Origin of the sequence: Pseudomonas sp. RC10, assembly GCF_038397775.1 — a bacterium.
Lineage (GTDB): Bacteria > Pseudomonadota > Gammaproteobacteria > Pseudomonadales > Pseudomonadaceae > Aquipseudomonas > Aquipseudomonas bambusae.
Map to the genome: position 1 here is coordinate 5,275,426 of NZ_CP151650.1, position 26,431 is coordinate 5,301,856.

A 26,431-nucleotide genomic window follows, 5' to 3' on the forward strand; every position below is an offset into this window, starting at 1 on the left:
CCACCCCATCAAGTCTAAACATACAAGCCGGCTTGCTGGCGAAAGCGGTAGAGCTGGCGCTGACCATTTTGATAAATGGCCTCAGTACACGTCCCGAACGTAGCGCTTCTGCTCGGCCATCTGCCGCAGGTGCTCGACGGCCCGCTCTTCACTCATCCCACCCTGCGTCACGATGACGTCGCGCAAGGCGTGATCGACATCCTTGGCCATGTGCGTGGCATCACCGCAGACATAAAGGTGTGCCCCCTCCTGCAACCAGCGCCACAGCTCGGCGCCTTGTTGCCGAATGCGGTGCTGGACATAGATTTTTTCGGCCTGATCGCGGGAAAAAGCCAGGCTGAGTCGGGTCAGCAGCCCGTCCTTTTGCATCCCTTGCAGTTCATCGCGGTAGTAGAAATCGGTGGCCGCGTGCTGCTCGCCGAAGAACAGCCAGTTGGCGCCCCGATCCCCTCTCGCCTGCCGCTCTTGCAGGAAAGCCCGAAACGGCGCCACGCCGGTGCCCGGTCCGATCATGATCATCGGCACATCGCCGTCGCGGGGTGGGCGAAAGTGCTGCGTCGGTTGCAGGAAAATCGGCACCGGGCTGGCGTCCGCTCGATCGGCGAGAAAGGTCGAGGACACGCCTTTGCGTTGGCCGTACCGAACCGCAGACACCGTCAGATGGACCTCGTCGGGATGGGCTTTTGAACTGGAGGCGATGGAATACAGGCGCGGCTGCAAAGGTTTGAGCTGTTCCAGTAGCGCCTGCGCTGAGCACTGGATCGGATATTCGCGCAGCACATCTGCGAGCTGCCGCCCCCATAACCAGCTTTTCAGCTCGCCCCTGAGGGATTCACCGAGCAGGACCTTCAGTTCCTGACTGCCGCTGCGCTCGGCAATGAAATTCAGCATCTCCGGAGTGGGCCGGGCGATTTCCAGATGCTCGGTCAACGCGTGCCGCAGCGAAACCTCCCCGGCCTTGGCGACGTGCACCGCTTGCTCGCCCTTGAGCTGTGTGAGATCGAGCATTTCATCGACCAGCGCAGGGCAGTTGCGCGGCCACACACCCAAGGCATCGCCCGCTTCATAGGTCATGCCCGAATCCCCGAGCGTGAGCGCGAACTGGCGCGTGTCTTTGCTTGCGCCCTGCCCGTTCAAGCGCCGATTGATCGAGAGCCGGGCGTAATGAGGACGTGTGCGAGTCGGCTGATCGCTGATCGTTTCCTGCACCTCGGCAGCAGGCAGCTCCAGCTCCAGCGCCTGCTGCAATGCCTTGAACCACATTTCGCCCGACGCCTGAAAATCCCCGTCACAATCGACCCGGTTCACCAGCGGCGTTGCGCCCAGTTCCGACAAGCGCTGATCAAGATTCCGACCGTGCTGGCAGAAGCGGTCATAACTCGGATCGCCCAACGCCAACACGGCGTAGCGCAGCGATTCCAGTCGCTGTTGTTGCGCACTCAGGGCCTGCCAGAAACCTTGGCCGTTGTCTGGAGAGTCGCCGTCGCCGAAGGTGCTGCTGATCAGCGCGATGTTGCTGACTTCACCCAAGCGCTTCGCCGAAAAACTGTCCATCGCCGACACTTGAACCGGCACGCCTGCCGAGCGCAAACGTGAGCCGAAACCTTTGGCCAACGTCTCGGCATTGCCGGTCTGCGAGGCCCACAACAGGGTCAAGAGTGGCTCGCCCTCAGCCTCGTCCACGGCGTCATCTTCTGTCTGCGGCAGGTCGAGAAAGCGATGACCGATCAGCTCGACCTTTTTCAATGCAACCGCGCAGAACTTGAATTCCGGCTGCCGGGAAATCGGGTCGATGGCGTCGCTGGTCACAACGTTTATAGCGAGGTGTTCACCGTACACGTCATTCCAGTGAAACGGCGCGAAGCAATTGCCGGGACGCACGCGGTCGGTGATCACGGCGGGCAACACGGCGTGGCCTCTCGCTGAGCGGATTTCCACCGCATCCTTGTCGGCGATGCCCAACGCAGCGGCGTCGTCCGGGTGAATCTCGACGAAGGGGCCGGGGTTGAGTTTGTTCAGGGTCGCGACCTTGCCGGTCTTGGTCAGCGTGTGCCATTGGTGCTGCACGCGGCCCGTGTTGAGCACCATCGGAAAGGTATCGTTGGGCAGTTCGGCGGGCGGCATGTGCGGACGCGGCAGAAACACCGCCTTGCCGTTTTCGGTGGCAAACACAATGGCGGGACGCTGGCCGCTCTCGTCCTGTTTCAGCGTCTGACTGACGCCATCGTTTAGGTAACGATTCGGGTTGCGGGTGCCTGGGTCGTCCGGCGCGCAGGGCCATTGCAGTGGCTGTTGGCGCAAGCGCGCATAGCTGGCGCCACGAATGTCGTAGCCGGTTTTCGGGTTCCAGGCCTGTTTGATTTCCTCGAACACGTCTTCCGCCGAGGTGTAGCCGAAGGCGTCGGCAAAGCCCATTTCACAGGCCACGTGGGCGATGATTTGCCAGTCGGGCAAGGCCTCTCCCGGCGCATCGACGGCCTTTTGCGTGAGGTTCAGGTTGCGCTCGGAGTTGATCATCACCCCTTCGGATTCTGCCCATAGCGCGCCCGGCAGAAGAATGTCAGCGTAGCGGTTGGTTTCGGTGTCGAGGAAGGCGTCCTGAGTAATGACCAATTCGGCAGACTGCAACGCTTCGATCACCGTAGCGCGGTTGGCGACGCTGGCGACCGGGTTGGTGCAGATAATCCAGCAGGCTTTGATCGCGCCGTCGCGCATCTGCTCGAACATATCGATGGTGCCGCCGCCAACGGTCTGGCCGAGGCTACTCTGGGGGATCGACCACAGCGCTTCTATAAAGGAACGGTCCTGTTCAACGAGGACCGAGCGCTGTCCGGGAAGTCCCGGCCCCATGTAGCCCATTTCCCTACCGCCCATGGCATTGGGCTGGCCGGTCAGGGAGAACGGGCCACTGCCCGGCTGGCAAATCGCGCCGGTCGCCAAGTGCAGGTTGCACAACGCGTTGGTGTTCCAGGTGCCATGGGTGCTCTGGTTCAGGCCCATGGTCCAGCAGCTCATCCAGTCCGGCGCCAGGCCGATCATCGCAGCCGCCTGACGAATATCGGCCTCGGCCAGTCCCGTCATTCGCGCCACATGGGCGGGCGTGTAATCGGCCAGAAACGATGGCATCGCCTCCCAGCCCTGGGTATAGGACGCGATGAAGTCGGCATCAATATCGCCATTTTCGTACAGCAGGTGCAGCAGGCCGTTGAGCAACGCGAGGTCAGTCCCCGGCTTGATCTGCAAAAACAGGTCGGCTTTGTCCGCCGTGGCACTGCGACGGGGATCGACGACAATCAGCTTCGCCCCCGCCTTGACCCGATCCATCATGCGCAGGAACAGGATCGGGTGACAGTCGGCCATGTTCGCGCCGATCACGAAAAACAGGTCGGCCTTATCGAAATCGTCGTAGGAACCGGGCGGGCCATCGGCGCCCAGCGACAGCTTGTACCCGCTGCCCGCACTGGCCATGCACAGCCGTGAGTTGGACTCGATGTTGTGGGTGCGCACGAAACCCTTGGCCAGTTTGTTGGCCAGGTATTGCGCTTCAAGGGACATTTGCCCGGAGACATAAAAGGCCAGCGCGTCCGGACCGTCGCGATCGAGGATCGTGCGCAGGCGCTGAGCGGTTTCGCGGATCGCCACGTCGATGGGTGTGCGCACGGGGTCTTGGCGGCGCTCGTGACGCAGGTAAGCTGACTCCATGCGTCCGGATTCGGCAATCGCCTGGCCGCAGGTGGTGCCCTTGGTGCACAGGCGACCGTGGTTGGTGGGGTGGTCTTTGTCGCCGCTGACCTTGATCACGCGGTTATCTTCGACCTGCATGACGATGCCGCAGCCGACGCCGCAATAAGGACACACACTTCGCACGCTGCTGCTCGCCATCTGCACGTTTCCCGAGGCCAAAAAAAAGGCGCCCTGTCCTCCTCCGTCTTTAGAACGGGGAGTACACGGCGCCTTTGTCGTGAAGGACGGCAATCTGCGTTGATTGCCTTTGCAGGTGACATTGCAAGGGACAGGCCAGCGGGTTGAATATCGCCGGGAGGGGCGCAGGCGCTCGGCGATGGAGGCTTTGGGCGTGCTGCCGCGGGCACGGCGTGCTGCCACAGGTTGGGGCGATTGGGGCGAAATCGCACCGATTGCGTGCCGGTCGATCACCGTGTAGGAGCGTGGCTTGTCCCGCGATCGGCGACGCAGTCGACGTGAAAATTGGCGACTCTGTCCTGTCAGATACACCGTATTGGCCGGGTTTGCTGCCGCTGCGCGCCAGATCGCGGGACAAGCCGCGCTCCTACAACCGTCCCTGCGCCAGCGGTATGGCACACCCATTGCTACATCCCTTCCAAGTCCAGCCACACATGCGCGGCTGGCGGCTCTGGCGGGTCAACGACGATCTGCCGCCGGGCTCAGCACGTTGCCGGCGACACCGCTGTCGCGACAACCCATAAAGAACAGGCAAAGGCGCCTGGAACCGAGAGGTTCCGGGCGCCTTTTTTTGCGTTTGAAAAACCTGATTGGCTTAGGCCGGGAATCGATATGAACACTACTGTCGCCTCGCTTGATGATCTGCAAACCCTGATCGTGGTCGGCAACGGGATGGTCGGTCATCACTGCGTCGAGCAACTGATCGCCGCCGGTGCCCTCTCGCGCTATCGCGTTCACGTCTTCGGCGAGGAAGGCCAGCGCGCCTACGACCGCGTGCACCTGTCCGAGTATTTCGGCGGTCGGGATGCCGAGTCGCTGGCACTGAGCGACGCCTCGTTATATGAACAGCTCGGGCTGACCCTGCATCTGGGCGTGCCGGTGCTGGAGATTGACCGGGTGCGCCGCGAGGTGATCACCGCCCAAGGTTGCTTCGGCTACGACAAGCTGGTGCTGGCGACCGGGTCTTACCCTTTCGTGCCGCCCATCGAAGGCGCCGAGGGTCATTCGCGTCTGGTCTATCGCACGCTGGACGACCTGGACACCATTCGCGCCGCTGCCTGTCAGGCGAAGCGCGGGGTGGTGGTGGGCGGCGGCTTGCTCGGCCTCGAGGCCGCGAACGCGCTGAAATCCTTGGGTCTGGAAGCCCACGTCGTCGAATTCGCCCCGCGCCTGATGCCGGTGCAACTGGACGACTTCGGCGGCGCGGCCTTGAAAGCCCGCATCGAAGCTCTGGGCGTGGGTGTGCATCTTTCCCGCGCCACGCAGTCGATCAGCAAGGGTGAGCAGTACCGTTATCGGATGAATTTCGCAGGCGACGAATTTCTCGAAACCGACTTGATCGTATTTTCCGCAGGCATTCGTCCGCAAGACGCCCTCGCCCGCCACTGCGCGCTGGAACTCGGTCCACGGGGTGGCATCGCCATCGACGAACATTGCCGCACCAGCGATGCCGACATATTCGCCATCGGAGAATGCGCGGCCTGGAACGGCAGCGTGTTCGGCCTGGTCGCGCCGGGGTATCAGATGGCGCGCAATGTCGCCGCGCAATTGTGCGATCTGGACGCCGAGCCATTCTTCGGTGCCGACATGTCCACCAAGCTCAAGCTGCTGGGCGTAGACGTCGGTTCGATTGGTGACGCCCATGGCGCGCTGACCGGCGCACGCAGCTACCGCTTCATCGACGAAGCCACGGCCAGTTATCGTCGTCTGGTGGTTTCCGCCGATGGCAAACAGGTGCTCGGCGCCGTGCTGGTGGGCGACAACAGCTATTACGACACCCTGCTGCAATACGCGCAGAACGGCATCAAGCTGCCTGCCGACCCGTCGAGCCTGATCATGCCGCAAAGCGCAGGCGTGCCGACGCTGGGCGCCGACGCATTGCCCGCCACCGCGACCATCTGCTCCTGCCACAACGTCAGCAAGGCCGCGATCTGTTCGGCCATCGACGGCGGCTGCACCGACCTCGCCGGACTCAAAGCCTGCACCAAGGCGGCGACCGGGTGCGGCGGGTGTGCGGCGCTGCTGAAAAGTGTCTTCGAACACGAACTGACGGCCCGTGGCGTGGCCGTGGACAAGAGCCTGTGCGAACACTTCGCCTACACCCGGCAGGAGCTGTACGCCTTCGCACGGGTGGAAAACATCGAGACGTTCGAGCACATGCTAGCTCTCCACGGCAAAGGCCATCTTGGTTGCGACATCTGCAAGCCAGCGGTCGGCTCGATCCTTGCGTCTTGCTGGAACAAGCCGATCATGGACCCATCCCTGGTGCCGTTGCAGGACACCAACGACACGTTCATGGCCAACATGCAGAAGAACGGCACCTATTCGGTGGTCCCGCGCATCCCGGCGGGAGAAATCACCCCGGACGGTCTGCTGGCGATTGGTGCGGTGGCAAAGAAATACGACCTGTACACCAAAATCACCGGCGGCCAGCGCATCGACCTGTTTGGCGCGCAGCTGCATGAATTGCCGGACATCTGGGCCGAGCTGATCGCCGCCGGGTTCGAGACCGGGCATGCGTACGGCAAGTCGGCGCGCACCGTGAAGTCCTGCGTGGGCAGTACATGGTGTCGGTATGGCGTGCAGGACAGCGTGAGCATGGCGTTGCGCATCGAGGACCGTTACAAGGGCCTGCGCTCGCCGCACAAACTGAAGTTTGCCGTATCGGGTTGCACCCGCGAATGCGCCGAAGCCCAGAGCAAGGACATCGGCGTGATCGCCACCGAGAACGGCTGGAACCTGTACGTGTGTGGCAACGGCGGCATGCGCCCGCGTCACGCCGAGCTGTTCGCCACGGACCTGGATGACGAGACGCTGATTCGCTACATCGACCGGGTGTTGATGTTCTACATCCGCACTGCCGACAAGCTGCAACGCACGTCGGTCTGGCGCGAATCGCTTGAAGGCGGGCTGGATTACCTGAAAGCCGTGGTCATCGACGACAGCCTGGGGTTGGCCGTCGAGTTGGAGGAACAAATGCAGCTGGTGGTCGATCGTTATGAATGCGAATGGGCGAATGCGCTGAAGAGCCCGGAAAAGCTCAAGCGCTTTCGCACTTTCGTCAACGACAAGAGCGCCGATCCGGATATCCATTTCGTCAAGGAACGCAGCCAGCGTCGCCCGGCCCGCAGCCACGAACTCAACCTTATCCCTGTCGAGGAGATCGCACGATGAACCAGGTCCACGCGTCGATGAAAGACCTTTCGCACACCCAGGCCTGGCGCGCCGTCTGCGCTCGTCAGGATCTGGTGCTCAATTCCGGCGTCGTGGCGCTGATGGGCAACGTGCAAGTGGCGCTGCTGTACGTCGCCTCCATCAGCGGCACCCCGCAGTTGTTCGCCGTGGACAACCGCGACCCGGTGTCGGGCGTGAACGTGATCGGACGCGGATTGATCGGCAGCCTGGCCGGGGATCTGGTGATCGCCTCACCTTTATATAAGCAGCATTATCGGTTGGACGACGGCACATGCCTGGAAGACCCGGCGCTGAAGTTGCGGACGTGGCCGGTCAGATTGTCGGGGGATGTGGTGGAAGTGGATGTGGGGTAACGCAGCCTTTAGCCAGAATCAAACGCGAGCGTGTGCGCACATCGATCTGCTTCTGCCGAAGGCGTAGGAGCAAGCTTGCTCGCGATCTGCTGCGAAGCAGTAGCAAAATCGGACAACTTGGTTGTGTCAGACATACCGCGTCCAACGGTTTTGCTGCCGCTACGCGCCAGATCGTAGGCAAGCCAACTCCTACGAATCGAGGGCAGCACAGGTCGAGCATCGGCGTCTGGCGAGAGCCCGCTCTTCGGCCAGAATCAAGAACAGACCGAAGGGATTACCAAATCTCAGGCACAAAAAAAGCGACCCTAAGGTCGCTTTCTCTGTCGTTACGAGGAGTTCAAGGGCCTCGTAACTCAATATGGCGCAGCGGACGGGACTCGAACCCGCGACCCCCGGCGTGACAGGCCGGTATTCTAACCGACTGAACTACCGCTGCGCGTAACACCTTTCAACGAGTGGTGGGTGATGACGGGATCGAACCGCCGACCCTCTGCTTGTAAGGCAGATGCTCTCCCGGCTGAGCTAATCACCCTTGTCTCTCGGTGTGGCGCGCATTCTACGGAGCGATCAAACCTCTGGCAAGCACTTTTTCAAATAATTTTTATAATCCAACCAAAGGGTTACATCAGGGTTGGCCGCAGGGTCGCAGCAGCGAATAATGCCCCCCTTTGTATAAAGGAGAGCTGTCCCCCATGTGGTTCAAAAACCTGCTTGTCTATCGCCTGACCCAAGACCTGCCGTTTGACGCCGAGGCGCTGGAAACCGCATTGGCGACCAAGCCTGCACGCGCTTGTGCCAGCCAGGAGTTGACCACTTACGGTTTCATCGCCCCGTTCGGCAAGGGTGAAGACGCGCCATTGGTGCACGTCAGCGGCGATTTCCTGCTGATTTCCGCGCGCAAGGAAGAACGCATTCTCCCTGGCAGCGTGGTCAACGACGCGCTGAAAGAGAAAGTCGAAGAAATCGAGACCGAGCAAATGCGCAAGGTCTATAAAAAAGAGCGTGATCAGCTCAAGGACGAAATCATCCAGGCCTTCCTGCCGCGCGCCTTCATCCGCCGCTCGGCCACCTTCGCCGCCATCGCGCCGAAGCAAGGCGTGATCCTGGTCAACGCCTCCAGCCCGAAACGCGCCGAAGACCTGCTCTCTACCCTGCGTGAAGTGGTCGGTTCGCTGCCGGTGCGCCCGGTGACCGTGAAGACCGCGCCGACCGCCGTCATGACCGATTGGGTGAAGACCGGCCAGACCGCCGACAACTTCTTCGTCCTCGACGAATGCGAACTGCGCGACACCCACGAAGACGGCGGCATCGTGAAGTGCAAGCGTCAGGACCTGACCAGCGACGAAATCCAGCTGCACTTGAGCACTGGCAAGGTCGTCACCCAGCTGTCTCTTGCCTGGCAGGACAAACTGTCCTTCGTACTGGATGACAAACTGGGCATCAAGCGTCTGAAGTTCGAACAGCTTCTGCAAGATGAAGCGGAACAGGACGGCGGCGACGACGCCCTAGGCCAACTGGACGCCAGCTTCACCTTGATGATGCTGACCTTCGGCGAGTTCCTCCCGGAGCTGTTCGAGGCGTTGGGTGGTGAAGAGATTCCGCAAGGTATCTGACGGCCCGACGCGGTATAAAGCATCACCTGCTGCGCCGTCGCTCATCGACGGCGCAGTGCTGATCAACACTTATAAATAGAGAAACCTAAGGAGCAAGCCATGCGTGCCCTGGCTGCGTTGAGTCGTTTTGTCGGTAATACCTTCGCGTACTGGGTGCTGCTGTTCGCCGTGTTGGCGTTCCTGTTCCCGGGCTGGTTCATTGGGCTGAAAACCCTGATCGTCCCGCTGCTGGGGCTGGTCATGTTCGGCATGGGCCTGACCCTCAAGCTTGAAGACTTCTCCGAAGTCGTGCGCCATCCGTGGCGTGTGGCGTTGGGCGTGGTTGCGCATTTCGTGATCATGCCGGGTGTGGCGTGGTTGCTGTGTCAGGTGTTCCACCTGCCAGCGGAAATTGCCGTCGGCGTGATTCTGGTCGGTTGCTGCCCAAGCGGCACGTCGTCCAACGTCATGACCTGGCTGGCCAAGGGCGACCTGGCGCTGTCGGTGGCCATCGCCGCCGTCACCACCCTCCTCGCCCCGCTGTTGACGCCGGCGCTGATCTGGCTGCTGGCGTCCGCATGGCTGCCAGTGTCTTTCATGGATATGTTCTGGTCGATCCTGCAATTCGTGATGCTGCCGATCGTGCTCGGCGTCGTTGCGCAAAAGCTCCTGGGCGAGAAGGTGCAATACGCCGTCGACGTGCTGCCGCTGATTTCGGTGGTGAGCATCGTGATGATCGTCTGCGCGGTGGTGGCGGCCAGTCAGGCGAAGATCGCCGAGTCGGGCCTGCTGATCATGGCCGTGGTGATCCTGCACAACACCTTCGGTTTCGGCCTGGGCTATTTCACCGGCAAGCTGTTCAAACTGCCGCTGCCCCAGCGCAAATCCCTGTCGCTGGAAGTCGGCATGCAGAACTCCGGCCTCGGCGCCGCCCTGGCCGCCGCGCACTTCTCGCCACTGGCGGCGGTGCCGAGCGCGCTGTTCAGCGTGTGGCACAACATCTCCGGCGCGCTGCTCTCGACGTACTTCCGGAAGATGGAACCGGATGCGGTGGTGACGGAAGACAAGCCGGTGGTGGGCTGATCGGCCATGTGTCAGAGCGGGCGGCTTGTCTGACACACCACCGATCAGCAATGTGTCAGAGAAGGCATCTGGTCTGACACACCACCGATCAGCAATGTGTCAGAGAAGGCATCTGGTCTGACACACCCCAATCACCCTGTGGGAGCGAATTCATTCGCGAAGGTATTTCAGGCGGCACATTCCTATCGGCTGAACCCTTTTCGCGAATGAATTCGCTCCTACAGGAAACCGCACTCCGCATCAGAACCTCAGCGCCTGATTAGCGCATTTCCCCTCTCAATTCAGCCACCCGCTCACGCACCAGCGCAGGTTGCGACTCCTCCCCCACCAACGCAGGCCCTGCCACCAGGGTCACGCGCGACCACAACCGACGGAACACACCCTTGTTCGGATCGCGGCTGAAAAAGCTGCCCCACAACCCCTGCAACGCCAGCGGAATCACCGGCACATCGGTCTCTTCCAGCACGCGGGTCATGCCGCCTTTGAATTCGTCGATGTCGCCCGTGGTGGTCAGTTTGCCTTCGGGGAAGATGCACACCAACTCGCCTTCCTTGAGGTATTCGGCGATGCGCTTGAAGGCAGCGCCGTAGATCAACAGGTCTTCGCCACGCCCGGCAATCGGGATCGCGCCAGCGGTGCGGAAGATGAAGTTCAGCACCGGGATGTTGAAGATTTTGTAGTACATGACGAAGCGGATCGGCCGACGCACCGAGCCCGCGATCAGCAACGCATCGACGAACGACACGTGGTTGCAGACCAGCAAGGCCGCGCCTTCGTCGGGGATCTGTTCGAGGTCGCGGTGCTCCACGCGGTACATGGAATGGCTGAGCAGCCAGATCATGAAGCGCATGGTGAATTCCGGGACGATCTTGAAGATGTAGGTGTTGACCGCGATGTTCATCAGCGAGACGACGAGGAACAGTTGCGGGATCGACAGCTTCACCACGCTGAGGAAGATGATCGAGACAATCGCCGAGACCACCATGAACAGCGCGTTGAGGATGTTGTTCGAAGCGATCACCCGCGAGCGCTCTTTCTCCGGCGTACGCGACTGGATCAGCGCGTACAGCGGCACGATGTAGAAGCCACCGAACACACCGATGCCAAGGATGTCGAGCAGCACCCACCACGCCTGACCGTAACCCAGCACGGCCAGCCAGTTGTTGGCCTGAACGTTCTGCGGGAAGCCTCCGGAATGCCACCACAGCAGCAGGCCAAACACGGTCAGGCCTGCCGAACCGAAGGGCACCAGGCCGATTTCCACTTTGCGTCCCGACAGCCGCTCGCAGAGCATCGAACCTGCGGCAATGCCGATGGAGAACACGGTGAGGATCAGGGTGACGACGGTTTCATCGCCGTAGAGAAATTCCTTGGCGTACGCCGGAATCTGCGTCAGGTAGATCGCACCGACAAACCAGAACCAGGAGTTGCCGACGATGGAGCGCGACACCGCTTTGGTCTGGCCGAGGCCCAGTTTCAGGGTGGCCCAGGATTCGCTGAAGATGTTCCAGTTCAGGCGCATTTCCGGGCTGGCGGCTGCGGCGGGAGGAATGCCGCGACTGGCGAGGTAACCCAGGCACGCCACCAGTACCATCGCTGTCGAGACGATGGGTGCGTAATGGGTGGCCGACATCATGATCCCGGCGCCGATGGTCCCGGCGAGAATCGCCAGGAAGGTGCCCATTTCCACCAGACCGTTGCCGCCCACCAGCTCGTTTTCGTGCAGGTGCTGGGGCAGGATCGAGTATTTCACCGGGCCGAACAGCGCCGAGTGGGTGCCCATGGCGAACAGCGCGGCGAGCATCAACGACAGGTGATCGAACAGAAAGCCGACAGCGCCGACCACCATGATGCCGATCTCCAGCACCTTGATCATGCGGATCAGCTTGTCTTTAGGGTATTTCTCGCCGAACTGCCCCGCCAGCGCCGAGAACAAAAAGAACGGCAGGATGAACAGCAAGGCGCAGAGGTTGACGTAGATCGAGCGGTCACCGTCGATGGTGAGCTTGTAGAGGATAGCGAGGATCAGCGATTGCTTGAAGATGTTGTCGTTGAAGGCCCCGAGGGACTGGGTCACGAAAAACGGCAGGAAACGCCGTTTGCCCAACAAATTGAACTGCGACTGACTCATCGTCCAGGGTCCTGAATGGCGCCGCTATCGGCTTTTGGATTGGAACGCTGGAGAGCCGATCCGAGCCACATTGAAGACGTTCAAGGCCAGATTGTCGATAAGCGAGAGAATTCAGACACTGTAGGAGCCGGCTTGCTGGCGAAGGCGGCGTGTCATTTGCCGTAGAGGTGTCTGACACACCGCATTCGCCAGCAAGCCGGCTCCTACAATGGGATTGCGTAGAGACTGAGAGCGATGTTCAACCCTTTAGACCCGCAATACACGGCGAGACGAACAGCGTTCCTTTATAGGCACCTACCACGGTGCGTTTCATGATCACCAGCCACAGCGCCGCCAGACCGGCGACCAGCACGCTGCCAAAGACCGAAAAGAACCCCAGATTCAACACCGCCCCCAGCTTCAGCGTGGTCAACGCAAACACGCCCAACGGAAAGGTAAAGCCCCACCAGCCGAGATTGAACGGGATGCCGTTGCGCAGGTAACGCGCCGTGATCAGCACGGCCATCAGCAGCCACCACATACCGACGCCCCAGAGCATGATCCCTGCGATCAACCCCAATCCCGCCGCAATCTCGCCCACACCGGGCAATCCATTGGCGGCGAAGATCAGTGGCGAATCAGCGCCCAGCACCATCAAGCCGAACGCGCCGGTGCTGATCGGCCCCAACGCCAGCCAACTCGACGCCGCCATGTTTTCGTGGGGCAGTTTGTGCAACGCCATGCGCAGCAGAAGGATCGTCAGAATGCTGAACGCCACGGCCACCGACAACGCCCACAGCACGTAACTGGTGATCAACACGCTGAATTGGCTGTGGGTGTCCGTCAGATGCGGCGCCAGCAACCCCCCACTGGCCGCCGCCACTTCCGCCGCGACCACGGGCAGCAACCAGACGGCTGTCATTTGGTCGATGCTGTGCTGCTGGCGGGTGAACATCATGAACGGGATCAATACGCCGCAGCCCACCGACATCGCCACGTCCAGCCACCAGAGCAGTTCCGCGACTGGCACCACAGCGACGCCCCAGCGCGGCAGGCCGAAGGTCAGCAGCCCGTTGATGATCGTCGCCAGCCCCATGGGGATCGTGCCGAAGAACATCGAGACCGTGGAATGCCCGAACACCCGCCGCGCTTCGTCGAAGAACATCATCCAACGAGCGGTGTAGAGGACGCTGAAAGTCAGAAACAGCGCGATGTTCAGCAGCCACAGGGCCTCGGCCAACGGGAACAGGCCGGGGACATGAACAGGCAATTGCGTGAGCACGGCCGAGAGAATCCCGGTGCCCATGGTCACGGCGAACCAGTTGGGCGTGAATTGGCGGATGACCTCGCGCGGGTGGCTCAGTTGGCTGAAGGGCCTGTGCGCGGCGACGAAAAGACTGTGACTCATGGGATGGCTCCTGTCCTCGTGTGAGGTGATCTCCATGGTAGGGCGTCAGGTGATATCGACTAAGCGGGTAATTTCTGTATAGGTCATAGATTTCTCAGATATACGCAATTCCCCGCGCTCGCCACCGACCTGTAGGAGTGAGCTTGCTTGCGATGGCGATTCCCCGGTCGGGATGGGTTGACAGGTAACACGCGATCGCGAGCAAGCTCACTCCTACAGGTCATCACGGTAGCCGGAATCAGCGGCAGCCTCGGAAAACCCCGCGCCCGCTCCGACCTTGGTCGAAACAGACGAACGTCACCCGGCGTGCGAGACTGTGTGACCTGCGAAGGATCGCAGCCGAAACCGCACCTGCTTGAGTCTGGAGTTCCCATGTCGCTGTCCAGCGGACTGATCGCTGCCGTCGCCCTGGCCTATATGGCCATCATGTTCGCCATCGCCTTTTACGGTGATCGTCGCAGCGGTGCCTTGCCGCCGCGCTTGCGTGCGTGGGTGTACAGCCTGTCGCTGGCGGTTTACTGCACCAGTTGGACGTTTTTTGGCGCAGTGGGCCAGGCGGCCGAGCAGTTGTGGTCGTTCCTGCCGATCTACCTCGGGCCTATCGTGATGCTGGTGCTGGCGCCGTGGGTGCTGCAAAAAATGGTGCTGATCAGCAAGCAGGAAAACATCACCTCCATCGCCGACTTCATCGCCGCGCGCTACGGCAAATCCCAGTCTCTGGCCATTGTCGTGGCGTTGATCTGCCTGATCGGCGTGCTGCCCTACATCGCCCTGCAACTCAAAGGCATCGTGCTCGGCGTGAACATCCTGATCGGTGCAGGCGCCGACGCCACGGGCACGCGGGCGCAAGATACCGCGCTGATCGTGTCGCTGGTGCTGGCGCTGTTCACCATCGTGTTCGGCACGCGCAACCTCGACGCGACCGAACACCACCGGGGCATGGTGCTGGCGATTGCCTTCGAGTCGCTGGTCAAGCTGTTCGCGTTCATGGCCGTCGGCGTGTTCGTGACCTTCGGCCTGTACGACGGCGTGGACGACCTGTTCAATCAGGCGATGCTGGCGCCGCGTCTGGAAGAGTACTGGAAGGAAACCATCAACTGGCCGTCGATGGTGGTGCAGACCGGCGTGGCGATGATGGCCATCGTCTGCCTGCCCCGGCAGTTCCACGTGACGGTGGTCGAGAACATCGAGCCTCAAGACCTGCGCCTGGCCAAATGGGTATTCCCGATTTACCTGCTGCTGGCCGGGCTGTTCGTGGTGCCTATCGCGCTGGCGGGGCAGATGCTGCTGCCCAGTTCGGTGCTGCCGGATTCGTTCGTGATCAGCGTGCCGCTGGCCCACGCGCACCCTGCGTTGGCCATGCTCGCCTTCATCGGCGGCGCCTCGGCGGCGACGGGCATGGTGATCGTGGCCAGCGTCGCGCTGTCGACCATGGTCTCCAATGACATGCTGCTGCCGTGGCTGTTGCGCCGCAAGACCGCTGAGCGCCCGTTCGAAGTGTTCCGTTACTGGATGCTGTCGGTGCGCCGGGTCAGCATCGTCGCGATTCTGCTGCTGGCCTACGTCAGCTATCGCCTGCTCGGCTCGACCGCGAGCCTGGCGACCATCGGCCAGATCGCCTTCGCCGCGATCACGCAATTGACCCCCGCGATGATCGGCGCGCTGTACTGGAAACCCGCCAACCGACGAGGCGTGTTCGCGGGCTTGGCCGCCGGCGTGTTCATCTGGTTCTACACCCTCGTCCTGCCGCTCACCGCCCACAGCATGGGCTGGGCGCTGAGCAGTTTTCCATTGCTGGGCTGGCTGCACAGCAACCCGTTCAACCTGCCGATCAGCCCGTTGACCCAAGGCGTGCTGCTGTCGATGGCGGGCAACTTCGCGCTGTTCGTGTGGGTCTCGCTGCTCTCGCGTACGCGGGTGTCGGAACACTGGCAGGCCGGGCGTTTCATCGGGCAGGAGTTACAGGCACGGCCCAACAATCGTTCGCTGCTGGCCGTGCAGATCGAGGATTTGCTCAAACTCTCGGCGCGTTTTGTGGGCGAGGAACGGGCGCAGCAGAGCTTCATCCGTTTCGCCTACCGTCAGGGCAAGGGCTTCAACCCGAACCAGAACGCCAACGGCGAATGGATCGCCCACACCGAGCGGCTGCTGGCGGGTGTCCTCGGCACCTCCTCGACCCGCGCCGTGGTGAAGGCGGCCATCGAAGGCCGCGACATGCAGCTCGAAGACGTGGTGCGCATCGCCGACGAAGCGTCCGAGGTGCTGCAGTTCAACCGCGCGCTGTTGCAGGGCGCCATCGAAAACATCACCCAGGGCATCAGCGTGGTGGACCAGTCGCTGAAACTGGTGGCCTGGAACGACCGCTACCTCGAACTGTTCAACTACCCGGAGGGCCTGATCAGCGTCGGGCGCCCGATTGCCGACATCATCCGCTACAACGCTGAACGGGGTTTACTCGGGCCGGGAGAAGCGGAAGTTCACATCGCCCGCCGCTTGCACTGGATGCGTCAGGGGCGCGCGCACACCTCCGAGCGCCTGTTTCCCAACGGCCGGGTGATCGAGCTGATCGGCAACCCGATGCCGGGCGGCGGGTTCGTCATGAGTTTCACCGACATCACCGCGTTCCGTGAGGCCGAACAGGCGCTCAAGGGCGTCAACGAAAGCCTCGAACAGCGCGTGGCCGAACGCACCCGCGAGTTGTCGCAACTCAACGTCGCCCTGACCGAAGCCAAGGCCCACGCCGAGGCCGCGAACCAGTCGAAAACCCGCTTTCTCGCGGCGGTCAGTCACGACCTGATGCAGCCGATGAACGCGGCGCGGCTGTTCTCCGCCGCGCTGCTGCACGTGGATGACAGCATTCCCGATGAGGCGCAGAAACTGATTCAGCACCTCGACAGCTCGCTGCGTTCCGCCGAAGACCTGATCAGTGACCTGCTGGACATTTCCCGCCTGGAGAACGGCAAATTCACGCCGACGATCGCGCCCTTCCCGCTCAACAACCTGTTCGACACGTTGGGCGCGGAATTCAAAGCGCTGGCCCAGGAACAGGGTCTGAACTTCCGGGTGCGCGGCAGTCAATTGCGGGTTGCCAGCGATGCGAAGCTGTTGCGCCGGGTGTTGCAGAATTTTCTCACCAACGCGTTCCGTTACGCGAAAGGCCCGATTCTGCTGGGCGTGCGGCGCAGAGGGGCGAACGTGAGCCTGGAAGTGTGGGATCGCGGGCCGGGCATTCCCGAAGACAAACGCCAAGTGATTTTCGAAGAATTCAAACGCCTCGACAGCCACCAGACCCGCGCCGAAAAAGGCCTGGGCCTGGGGCTGGCGATTGCCGATGGTCTGTGTCGCGTGCTGGGCCATACCCTCGAAGTGCGTTCATGGCCGGGCAAGGGCAGTGTGTTCAGCGTCACCGTGCCGCTCGCCCGCACCCAAGCCGCGCCGCAAGCCGTGGCGGTCGAGCCGAAACGCGCCGCCTTGAATGGCACGCAGGTGCTGTGCATCGACAATGAAGACAGCATTCTGATTGGCATGAACAGCCTGCTCAGCCGTTGGGGCTGTCAGGTATGGACGGCGCGCAACCGCGAGGAATGCCAGACCTTGCTCGACGACGGCATCCGCCCGCATCTGGCGTTGGTGGATTACCACCTTGACCACGGTGAGACCGGCACCGAGCTCATGGCGTGGCTGCGCACGCAATTGGGTGAGCCGGTGCCTGGGGTGCTGATCAGCGCCGACGGGCGCCCGGAGTTGATCGCGCAAGTGCACGCGGCCGGACTGGATTACCTGGCCAAGCCGGTTAAGCCCGCCGCCTTGCGGGCGCTATTGAGCCGACACGTGAGTTTGAGTTGATCCGGCGCCCGCATTGGCCGACTTCACCCCTGTAGCCGATCGCGCAACGCTGCCGGGGAACGATGACCTTCACTCCCCCTGACGGTAGGGCAACGCGCCTCGCGCTTCTTCGGCATACGCCAGAATCCCGGCCCGTTCCTGCTCCAGAAACCCCGCCACCGCCTCGCGCAAACCGGGATGGGCCAAATAGTGCCATGAGTGGGTGATCACCGGTTCAAAGCCCCGAATCAACTTGTGCTCGCCCTGTGCACCGGCGTCGAATCGCTGGATGCCATGGGCAATTGCGTAATCCATGCCCTGATAGAAACAGGTCTCGAAATGCAGCCGGTCGAACTCGGCGAGACAGCCCCAGTACCGCCCATAAAAGCTGTCGCCGCCGATCAGGCTGAACGCCATGGCCACCGGCCGTGAACCCTGCTTCGCCAACACCACGCGAATCGCCTCGGGCATGCGCTCGGCCAACAGGCTGAAGAACTCGCGGGTCAGGTACGGCGCCTGGCCGCGAATTTCATAGGTGTTGGAATAGCAGGCGTAAACGAAATCCCACTGCGCCTGGCTCAGTTCGTGGCCTTCGAGCCACTCGAAATCGAAGCCCTGCCCCGCCACTTGTTCGCGCTCCTTGCGCATCTGCTTGCGCTTGCGCGAACTCAGGGCGTCGAGAAAATCCTGGAAGTCCCGATAGCCCCGGTTCTGCCAGTGGTACTGACAGCCAATGCGTTGCAGCCACTCCGGGTGTTCGGCGAGCAAGGCATCGGCCACGGGGTCGGTGAAGTTGACGTGCACACTCGACAACGCTTCTGCCTCTGCGTACCCCGGCAAGCAGGCGATCAACTCGCGGCCGTCTTCCGGGGTCTTCGCCAACAGTCGTGGACCGCTGACCGGGCTGAACGGCACCGCCACCAGCAACTTGGGGTAGTACGCAATGCCTGCACGGCGACACGCATCGGCCCAACCGTGATCGAACACGTACTCGCCGTAGGAATGCCACTTGCGATAGGTCGGCAGCGCGGCGATGAGCGTGTCGTTTTCGTAGTGCAACAAATGCTCCGCACGCCATCCGGACCGAGGTCCGAGGCTGCCACTGTCTTCCAGCGAACTGAGAAACCCGTGGCGCAGAAAGGGCGACTCGCCGGGTATCAGCGCGTCCCATTCGGCAGGTGCCAGATCCGACAACTTATCCAAGCGATGCAACGACATCGATCTCTCCCGAGCTCTTCAAACCACTCACGCCAACGTTTGCGCTCTATCACTTATTGAAAGTATTTGCACATGAAACTTGGGCCGACAGCGCTCTAGCCCGCGGGTTCAACAGAATTTTCACATGTCATCGACATGCCATCACCTAGCCATCTCTCTGTCATAAACGATGGTGATACTGGCGCCTGTTTTTAGAGCCCCCGGTTCTTAAAAACACAGACTTTTTTCCCGCCCATTTCCGGTCGGTCGTTCCCAGGATGGCTTTGTCATCCCTTCTCATCTACGGAGATTGATATGCGTCTTGCTTCCACCAAAACTGCGGCAGCCCTGTGTGGCGGTCTGTTGCTGGCCATGAGCGTTCCGGCCAGCGCCGCAGTCGACGCGAAACTGCTCGACATGCTCAAGGCCAACGGGTCGATTTCTCCAACCCAGTACGCCGAACTGCAAAACGAGCTGGCCAAAGATCAGCAGGCTCAGCAACAAGCCCAGAAAGCGACAGCCGACCAGATCGCTGCCGCTACTGCTGCCAAGTCCTCGGAACTGTCGGCATTCGAACAGAAAGTGGCGTGGGCCGCCAAGACTCAGTTCAAAGGCGACGTTCGCGTTCGTCAGGAAACGGTCAAAATCGACGACCAGAACAACAGCCAGGACAAGAACCGCCAGCGTATCCGTGTTCGTCTGGGCGCGTACACCGACATCAACCCACAAGTCAGCACCGGTATTCGTATCGCCACTGGCGGCGACAACAAGGCCAACTCCACCAACGTCGACCAGAACGACTACTTCACCAAGAAAGACCTGTGGCTGGATCAGGGCTACATCGACTACCACCCGACTGCGATCCAGAACCTGCACATCATCGGCGGCAAGATGGCCCAGCCTTGGGTCAGCGAAGGCGACGTGATCTGGGATAGCGACATCAACCCGGAAGGTCTGGCAGCCACTTACAGCTTGCCCATCAGCAAATCCTTCGAGCTGTTCGGTAGCGCCGGTACTTACACCCTCAAAGACAACATCAGCGGCGACGGCACCCAATTCAAGAACGACCTGCGCCTGAACGCGGCTCAGTTGGGCACGCGTATCGGTGTCGCCGATGCCATGAAACTGACCCTCGGCGGTTCGGTTTACCAGTACCAGCACTCCAACGACTGTAATCCGGCTGCTGCCAGCACCGCGACCACCTTCTGCGGTCTGAGCATCAACGGCAACAACACCAACGACTTCCGCCTGTATGAAGGCTTCGGTCAACTGGACTTCACCGGTCTGGTCGTTCCTCTGAGCCTGTACGGTCAGTACGTGGTCAACAGCGCCACCGACAGCGATCAGGACACCGCATGGCTGGCCGGTGCCAAGACCAAGGTGTTTGGTTTCGGTCTGGACTACAACTATCGCGATACTCAGCGTAACGCCGTGGTGGGCGCCTTCACCGACTCCGACTTCGCCAACGGCACCACCGGTTCGCGCGGCCACAAGCTGAGCGTTTCGTACGATGTCGACAAGAACTTCACCTTGGGCGCCACGTACTTCCTGACCAAAGCAGACTTCGCCTACGCGAACGCTCCGCGTGACCAGGATGCCAACACCCTGCAACTGGACGTGATGGCCAAGTTCTAAGAAAAGCAGCCGCGCGTTTCGAGCGGCAAGCTCCAAGCTGAAAGCGTCAGGCCTTGAGTGCTCCCTCAAGGTCTGAAGTGACTCTCACAGCCCGCCGTTGCCCTGTCGGATCCCCATCATCCGTTCCGACAGTTCAATGCCGGGCTGTTTTTATTTTGGGCGCCGAACACTTTTTTATACGCAGAAACCCCTGTAGGCGCGAATTCATTCGCGAGAGGCCTACACAACCGACACAACCATGTCGCCTGACAGATCTTTCGCGAATGAATTCGCTCCTACAGTTTCAGACCTCGCCCACCACTACCTTAGGTGGTGGCGTTTGTAAGGTTGAACGTTCTCGATGCAGAACGCCCAACCCCCTGTAGGAGCGAATTCATTCGCGAGAGGCCTACACAACCGACACAACCATGTCGCCTGACAGATCTTTCGCGAATGAATTCGCTCCTACAGTTTCAGACCTCGCCCACCACTACCTTAGGTGGTGGCGTTTGTAAGGTTGAACGTTCTTGGTGCCGAACGCCCAACCCCTCTGTAGGAGCGAATTCATTCGCGAAAGGCCCACACAGCCAACACAGCCATGTCGCCTGACAGATCTTTCGCGAATGAATTCGCTCCTACAGTTTCAGATCCCGGTCTGATCCGAGAGCGGAGTCGTTACTTCTTGCGCAGAATCACGCTACCAATCGAATACCCTGCCCCAAACGAACTGAGCACGCCCAGTGCGCCGGTCGGCAGGTCGTCCTGGTAGGTGTGAAACGCAATCACCGAACCCGCCGAACTGGTGTTGGCGTAGCGGTCGAGAATCACCGGGGCCTCTTCGACAGTGGCGTCGCGGTCCAGCAGTTTCTTCACGATCAAATGGTTCATGCTGAGGTTCGCCTGATGCAGCCAGAAACGCTGCACGTCACTGACGTTGAGGCTGTTCTCGGTCAGGTGCGTGCCCACCAGTTCCGCCACCATCGGGCAGACTTCGCGGAACACTTTGCGGCCTTCCTGCACGAACAGCTTGTCCGGCTTGCCTTCGCCTTCTTCCGCCGCGCGGTTGAGGAAGCCGAAGTTGTTGCGGATGTTGTTGGAGAAGCTGGTCAGCAACTTGGTGCTGACGATGTCGAACTGATGCTCGGACGTCGCCAGATCAGCACGCTCAACCACCACTGCCGTCGCCGCATCACCGAAGATGAAGTGGCTGTCGCGATCACGGAAATTCAGGTGCGCGGTGCAGATTTCCGGGCTGATCACCAACAGCGCACGGGCCTGGCCGAGTTTGACGCTGTTGTAGGCGGTCTGAATGCCGAACGTGGCCGAGGAACAGGCAACGTTCATGTCGAAACCGAACCCCTGAACGCCCAGCGCCGCCTGAATCTCGATCGAGATGGCCGGGTAAGCCCGTTGCAGGTTGGAGCAGGCGACGATCACACCGTCGATGTCAGCAGCCGTTTTGCCTGCGCGCTGCAACGCCTGTTCAGCGGCGGCGACGCCCATCTCGCAGAGGATCGACCATTCGTCGTTCGAGCGTTCCGGCAGACGAGGCTTCATGCGATTCGGGTCGAGAATGCCGTCCTTGTCCATGACGAAGCGGCTTTTGATGCCGCTGGCTTTCTCGATGAACGCCGCGCTGGATTCGGTCAACGCCTGCACCTCACCGGCCTCGATGGCGGCGGCGTTTTCAGCATTGAATTGCGCGACGTAGGTGTTGAAAGAATGCACCAGCTCATCGTTGGAAATGCTGTTGGCCGGGGTGAAAAGCCCTGTGCCACTGATCACGACGTCGTACACGGTCGTTCCTCTCTTTTTGATTGGCAGCAGACAAAGCGTCTGCGCAAGCACGGTGCTGGCTATTTCTGGAACGACAGTACCAATGCAACGATAAAATCCCCCGTGGGCGGGAGCAGTGTTTTTGTAACGCTTGGGGTTTTAACCGCGAAGTTTGCCATAACGGCCGGAATTTGGCGCTATCGGGCCGCTGGAATGCAGGACCGCGGCATCGCAATTCCCTGTGGGAGCGAATTCATTCGCGAATGGCCCGTACATACGACACATCTCTGCCGTCTGAACCTTCGTTTCGCGAATGAATTCGCTCCCACAGGGGAACGCGGTGATTCAGATAAACCGCGAACTATTTACCCCTCCACTGCCGCCCACTGCTTGCTCAATCGCTTGTCGGAAATCGGCACCTTGGTCCCCAATTGCTGGCCGAACAGCGAAACGCGGTATTCCTCCAGCCACCAGCGGTACACCGCCAGTTCGGGATCGCGCTTGCCTTCCTGGGCGTGTTTGTCGGCGCGGGTCTGGTATTGCGCCCAGAGGTTGCCGAGTTCGATGCTCCACACCCGGTCTTTCTGCACCTGGCTGCCCAGCTTCTCAAGGCGCAACTCGATCGCCTTCAGATAACGCGGCAGCTCCTTGATCCAGAGCGCCGGGGTTTCGCGCACGAAGCCCGGGTACACCAACTTGCCCAACTGCGCCTTGATGTCGTTCAACGCCACGGCCTGGGCCAGATCGATCTTGCCCTTGAAGCGCTTTTGCAGGCCGTGCCACAGCTTGAGAATGTCCAGCGTCAGCCTTGCCAGGCGTTCGGCGTGTTCCGTGAGCGCGCCGCGCTTGCGCTCGGCCAGCGACATCAGCCCCGCGCCATCCCGTGGCAATGTGGCTTCGCCTTCGAGAATGCAGCTGTCCAGACTGGCCAACAAAATGTCTTCGATCAGCGCGTCGACCCGGCCCATGTCGCGGTACAGCAAGGCCAGCTCGGTTTGACCCGGCAATTTACTGCGCAGGAATTTCGTCGGCTCGGCCAGTTGTTGCAGCAACAAGCGCTGTAGAGCGCGGCGGTGCTGGTACTCGGCTTCGGTCTGGGTCGAGAACCGCCCTTCCTTGACCGCGCCACCCTCTTCCACCAGCGCGGGATACACCGTCATCGACAGCCCGGCGATCTTTTGCTGGGTTTTTTCTTCCACCTTGGCGAAGCCTTTGGCCTCAACCGGCTGCTGGCTCTTCGCTGTTTGCGGCACGGCCAAGGCGGCTTGCCCGGCTTCAGCGAAGCGTGCCGTCAGTTCGTCCAGGTCGCGACCTTCGCCCAGAAACTTGCCCTGAGCGTCGACCACTTCGAGGTTCATCTTCAGGTGGCTTTCGACCTGCTGCGCAGCCTCGGCCCACGCCTCGTCGGTGACCCGAGCGCCGGTCATGCGCAACAGCTCACGACCCAACGCCTGCGGCAGCGAGCCGTCGGCGAAGGCCATACGCTGCAGCGCCGCCTTGACGAAGTCCGGCACCGGCACGAAATTCTTGCGCAGAGCCTTGGGCAGGTTCCGCACCAGCGCCACGCATTTGGTTTCCAGCAGTCCCGGCACCAGCCACTCCAGACGCTCGGCAGGCAGCGACAACAGCAGCGGCGCAGGCACGCGCAGGGTCACGCCGTCCCGTGGATGGTTCGGTTCGAAGTGGTACGTCAGCGGCAGGGTCAGATCGCCCAGACGCAACGTGTCCGGGTAAAGATTGGCCGTGACTTCGCTGGCTTCACGGGCGAGGACGTCTTCCTCGCGCATGATCAACAGCTGAGGGTTCTTCTGGCTCTCCATCCGATACCATGCGTCGAACGTCGCGGTCTGGTGAATCTCGGCGGGCAGGCGCTCGTCGTAGAAACGGAACAGCGTTTCCTCGTCCGCCAGGATGTCGCGACGACGGGCCTTGGCCTCCAGTTCGTCGAGCTGTTCCAGCAACTTGGTGTTGGCGGTCAGGCATTTGGCGCGGGATTGAATTTCGCCGCGCACCAGCCCTTCACGAATGAAAAACTCGCGGGACACCACCGGGTCGATCGGCCCGAAATGCACCGGACGACGCCCGACGATGATCAGGCCAAACAGGGTGATCTGTTCGAACGCCACCACCTGCCCGCGCTTCTTCTCCCAGTGCGGTTCGAAATGGTTTTTCTTGACCAGATGCCCGGCCAGCGGCTCGATCCAGTCCGGCTCGATCTTGGCCACCATGCGCGCATACAGCTTGGTGGTCTCGACCAGTTCAGCGGCCATGATCCATTGCGGGCGTTTACGGCCCAGCCCCGACGACGGGTGCACCCAGAACCGTCGCTGACGGGCGCCGAGGTAGTCGCCTTCCTCGGCCTTCTGGCCGATCTGGCTCAGCAGACCCGACAGCACCGCCTTGTGAAATTTCGGGAAGTCCGCGGGCTCTTTGTTCACCGTCAGTTGCAGGTCGCGACAGATCAGGCTCAACTGGCGATGGGAGTCGCGCCACTCGCGCAGCCGCAGGTAATTGAGGAAGTTGCGGCGGCACCAGTTACGCAAAGGACTCGCGGTCAGCGCCTGACGCTGCTCTTCGAAACCGCGCCACAGATTGACCAGCCCGGCGAAGTCCGAGTCCTGATCCTTCCACTGCGCGTGGGCCTGATCGGCAGCCTGTTGACGCTCGGGCGGACGCTCGCGCGGGTCTTGAATCGACATGGCGCTGGCGACGATCAGCACTTCCTGCAAGCTGCCCTGCTTCGCCGCTTCCAGCAGCATACGGCCCATGCGCGGGTCCACCGGCAGGCGCGCCAATTGACGACCGAGCGGCGTCAGCTGGTTCTCGCGGGTGACCGCCGACAACTCTTGCAGCAGGTTGAACCCGTCGCTGATCGCCTTGCCATCCGGCGGTTCGATGAACGGAAAATCGGTAATTTGCCCCAGACGCAGGTGCAGCATCTGCAGGATGACCGCCGCGAGGTTCGTACGAAGAATCTCGGGGTCGGTGAATTCCGGGCGCGAGAGGAAATCTTCTTCGCTGTACAACCGCACGCACAAACCCGGCTCTACGCGACCGCAACGCCCTTTACGCTGGTTGGCGCTGGCCTGGGAAACCGCCTCGATGGGCAGGCGCTGAACCTTGGCGCGGTAGCTGTAGCGGCTGATGCGCGCGGTGCCGGTGTCGATCACGTAGCGGATGCCGGGAACGGTCAGCGAGGTTTCCGCGACGTTGGTGGCCAGCACCACGCGGCGACCCGGATGCGACTGGAAGATCCGCTGCTGTTCGGCAGGCGACAGACGCGCGTAAAGCGGCAGGATTTCGGTGTGCTTGAGCTGGGCCTTGCGCAGCATTTCGGCGGCGTCGCGAATCTCGCGCTCGCCGGGCAGGAACACCAGCACGTCGCCGGGTGATTTGCGCTCCGAACGTTCGAGCGCGGCCAGTTCGTCGAGGGTCGCGAGGATCGCCTGATCGACGGTCAGGTCGTCCTCGACGCTGTTGCCCTCTTCGTCCTGCTCGGCGGTCATCGGCCGATACCAGGTCTCCACCGGGAACGTGCGACCCGAGACCTCGATGATCGGCGCTTTGTCGAAATGCTCGGAAAAGCGTTCGAGGTCGATGGTCGCCGAGGTGATGATGATTTTCAGGTCCGGACGACGGGGCAGCAGGGTTTTCAGGTAACCCAGCAGGAAGTCGATGTTCAGGCTGCGCTCATGGGCTTCGTCGACGATGATCGTGTCGTAGCGCTCAAGAAAGCGGTCGTGCTGGGTTTCGGCGAGCAGAATGCCGTCGGTCATCAGCTTGATCAGGGTGTTCTGATCGCTCTGGTCTTCGAACCGCACCTGATAACCGACCAGCGCGCCCAACGGCGTGCCGATTTCTTCCGCGACCCGGCTGGCCACGCTGCGCGCTGCGATGCGACGGGGTTGCGTATGGCCGATCAGACCGTGCTGACCGCGCCCGATTTCCAGGCAGATTTTCGGCAGCTGCGTGGTTTTGCCCGAGCCGGTTTCGCCCGCGATGATCAGCACCTGATGCTTGAGCAGCGCGTCCTTGATCTCGTCGCGCTTGGCGGCGATCGGCAGGTTTTCGTCGTAGCGAATCGTCGGCACGCTCTGCTTGCGCGACGTCACCTGCGCACACGAAGCCTGCACACGCTCGACCCACTGCGCCAGCTTGCCGTCGTCGGGCTTCTTGCGCAGCTCGTGCAACTGACGGCGCAGGCGATGACGATCACTGATCATCGCGTGGTCGAGGTTCTTGAACAGCTGGTCGATGGAAGGCGATTCGTCGGTCATCAGGGCGCGAAGTCTTTTCTATTCTGAATGCAGGGCGCGGATTGTCGCAGATTTGGTGGGCATCATGCATGTCCGCGGCC

At 61.4% G+C, this 26,431-nt stretch carries 12 protein-coding genes and 2 tRNA genes; 6 read left to right on the forward strand and 8 right to left on the reverse strand.

Features of this window, described 5'->3' with window-relative positions; genetic code table 11:
* Window positions 1-81: 81 nt before the first annotated feature.
* Window positions 82-3,882, reverse strand: a complete 3,801-nt coding sequence (locus AAEO81_RS23915; protein ID WP_341959503.1) for a bifunctional nitrate reductase/sulfite reductase flavoprotein subunit alpha — start codon at window positions 3,880-3,882, stop codon at window positions 82-84.
* A 651-nt stretch (window positions 3,883-4,533) separates the two neighbouring features.
* On the opposite strand from AAEO81_RS23915, the gene nirB reads away from it, so the two are divergent.
* Together nirB and nirD are read left to right on the forward strand one after the other, a co-directional pair.
* The gene (nirB, locus tag AAEO81_RS23920) at window positions 4,534-7,095 is read left to right on the forward strand and encodes a nitrite reductase large subunit NirB (RefSeq protein WP_341959504.1); all 2,562 of its coding nucleotides are present in this window, start codon (window positions 4,534-4,536) and stop codon (window positions 7,093-7,095) included.
* Window positions 7,092-7,469 carry a nitrite reductase small subunit NirD gene (gene nirD / locus AAEO81_RS23925; RefSeq protein WP_341959505.1) on the forward strand — a complete coding sequence of 126 codons (378 nt, stop codon included), beginning with the start codon at window positions 7,092-7,094 and terminating at the stop codon, window positions 7,467-7,469. Before nirB ends, nirD begins: the two co-directional genes overlap by 4 nt.
* Before the next feature lie 359 nt (window positions 7,470-7,828).
* Here nirD and AAEO81_RS23930 read toward each other — a convergent pair.
* Window positions 7,829-7,905 (reverse strand) — tRNA-Asp (locus tag AAEO81_RS23930).
* A gap of 20 nt (window positions 7,906-7,925) precedes the next feature.
* A tRNA-Val gene (locus AAEO81_RS23935) sits at window positions 7,926-8,001 on the reverse strand.
* A gap of 160 nt (window positions 8,002-8,161) precedes the next feature.
* Between AAEO81_RS23935 and rdgC the strand changes: the two genes are divergently transcribed.
* Both rdgC and AAEO81_RS23945 read left to right on the forward strand, forming a co-directional pair.
* Window positions 8,162-9,082, forward strand: coding sequence for a recombination-associated protein RdgC (gene rdgC / locus AAEO81_RS23940; RefSeq protein ID WP_341959506.1), 921 nt, complete (start codon window positions 8,162-8,164; stop codon window positions 9,080-9,082).
* A 99-nt stretch (window positions 9,083-9,181) separates the two neighbouring features.
* Complete coding sequence (locus tag AAEO81_RS23945; protein WP_341959507.1) at window positions 9,182-10,144, forward strand: bile acid:sodium symporter family protein; 963 nt, start codon at window positions 9,182-9,184, stop codon at window positions 10,142-10,144.
* Window positions 10,145-10,403: 259 nt separating this feature from the next.
* Here AAEO81_RS23945 and AAEO81_RS23950 read toward each other — a convergent pair whose 3' ends face one another.
* Together AAEO81_RS23950 and AAEO81_RS23955 are read right to left on the reverse strand one after the other, a co-directional pair.
* Window positions 10,404-12,275 (reverse strand): MFS transporter, encoded by a 1,872-nt coding sequence (locus AAEO81_RS23950; RefSeq protein ID WP_341959508.1) that lies wholly within the window; start codon window positions 12,273-12,275, stop codon window positions 10,404-10,406.
* A 238-nt stretch (window positions 12,276-12,513) separates the two neighbouring features.
* Window positions 12,514-13,662: a TDT family transporter gene (locus tag AAEO81_RS23955; RefSeq protein WP_341959509.1), complete on the reverse strand. Its 1,149-nt coding sequence runs from the start codon at window positions 13,660-13,662 to the stop codon at window positions 12,514-12,516.
* A gap of 372 nt (window positions 13,663-14,034) precedes the next feature.
* Here AAEO81_RS23955 and AAEO81_RS23960 point away from each other — a divergent pair, with 372 nt between their 5' ends.
* The gene (locus tag AAEO81_RS23960; RefSeq protein WP_341959510.1) at window positions 14,035-17,508 is read left to right on the forward strand and encodes a NahK/ErcS family hybrid sensor histidine kinase/response regulator; all 3,474 of its coding nucleotides are present in this window, start codon (window positions 14,035-14,037) and stop codon (window positions 17,506-17,508) included.
* A gap of 69 nt (window positions 17,509-17,577) precedes the next feature.
* On the opposite strand, the gene AAEO81_RS23965 is transcribed toward AAEO81_RS23960, so the two are convergent.
* The gene (locus AAEO81_RS23965; RefSeq protein ID WP_341959511.1) at window positions 17,578-18,705 is read right to left on the reverse strand and encodes a GNAT family N-acetyltransferase; all 1,128 of its coding nucleotides are present in this window, start codon (window positions 18,703-18,705) and stop codon (window positions 17,578-17,580) included.
* Between the two features lie 294 nt (window positions 18,706-18,999).
* Here AAEO81_RS23965 and AAEO81_RS23970 point away from each other — a divergent pair, with 294 nt between their 5' ends.
* Window positions 19,000-20,319: a putative porin gene (locus AAEO81_RS23970; RefSeq protein WP_341959512.1), complete on the forward strand. Its 1,320-nt coding sequence runs from the start codon at window positions 19,000-19,002 to the stop codon at window positions 20,317-20,319.
* 654 nt (window positions 20,320-20,973) lie between these two features.
* Here AAEO81_RS23970 and AAEO81_RS23975 read toward each other — a convergent pair.
* Both AAEO81_RS23975 and hrpA read right to left on the reverse strand, forming a co-directional pair.
* Entirely contained in the window at window positions 20,974-22,095 is a 1,122-nt protein-coding gene (locus tag AAEO81_RS23975) for a beta-ketoacyl-ACP synthase III (RefSeq protein ID WP_341959513.1), read from the reverse strand.
* 344 nt (window positions 22,096-22,439) lie between these two features.
* Window positions 22,440-26,351, reverse strand: a complete 3,912-nt coding sequence (gene hrpA / locus AAEO81_RS23980) for an ATP-dependent RNA helicase HrpA (protein WP_341959514.1) — start codon at window positions 26,349-26,351, stop codon at window positions 22,440-22,442.
* Between the last annotated feature and the right edge of the window lie 80 nt (window positions 26,352-26,431).

Bases quoted from the DNA above. Each gene is read 5' to 3' on its own strand.
- AAEO81_RS23915 (WP_341959503.1), bottom strand. From the start codon at position 3,882: ATGGCGAGCAGCAGCGTGCGAAGTGTGTGTCCTTATTGCGGCGTCGGC.
- nirB (WP_341959504.1), top strand. From the start codon at position 4,534: ATGAACACTACTGTCGCCTCGCTTGATGATCTGCAAACCCTGATCGTG.
- nirD (WP_341959505.1), top strand. From the start codon at position 7,092: ATGAACCAGGTCCACGCGTCGATGAAAGACCTTTCGCACACCCAGGCC.
- rdgC (WP_341959506.1), top strand. From the start codon at position 8,162: ATGTGGTTCAAAAACCTGCTTGTCTATCGCCTGACCCAAGACCTGCCG.
- AAEO81_RS23945 (WP_341959507.1), top strand. From the start codon at position 9,182: ATGCGTGCCCTGGCTGCGTTGAGTCGTTTTGTCGGTAATACCTTCGCG.
- AAEO81_RS23950 (WP_341959508.1), bottom strand. From the start codon at position 12,275: ATGAGTCAGTCGCAGTTCAATTTGTTGGGCAAACGGCGTTTCCTGCCG.
- AAEO81_RS23955 (WP_341959509.1), bottom strand. From the start codon at position 13,662: ATGAGTCACAGTCTTTTCGTCGCCGCGCACAGGCCCTTCAGCCAACTG.
- AAEO81_RS23960 (WP_341959510.1), top strand. From the start codon at position 14,035: ATGTCGCTGTCCAGCGGACTGATCGCTGCCGTCGCCCTGGCCTATATG.
- AAEO81_RS23965 (WP_341959511.1), bottom strand. From the start codon at position 18,705: ATGTCGTTGCATCGCTTGGATAAGTTGTCGGATCTGGCACCTGCCGAA.
- AAEO81_RS23970 (WP_341959512.1), top strand. From the start codon at position 19,000: ATGCGTCTTGCTTCCACCAAAACTGCGGCAGCCCTGTGTGGCGGTCTG.
- hrpA (WP_341959514.1), bottom strand. From the start codon at position 26,351: ATGACCGACGAATCGCCTTCCATCGACCAGCTGTTCAAGAACCTCGAC.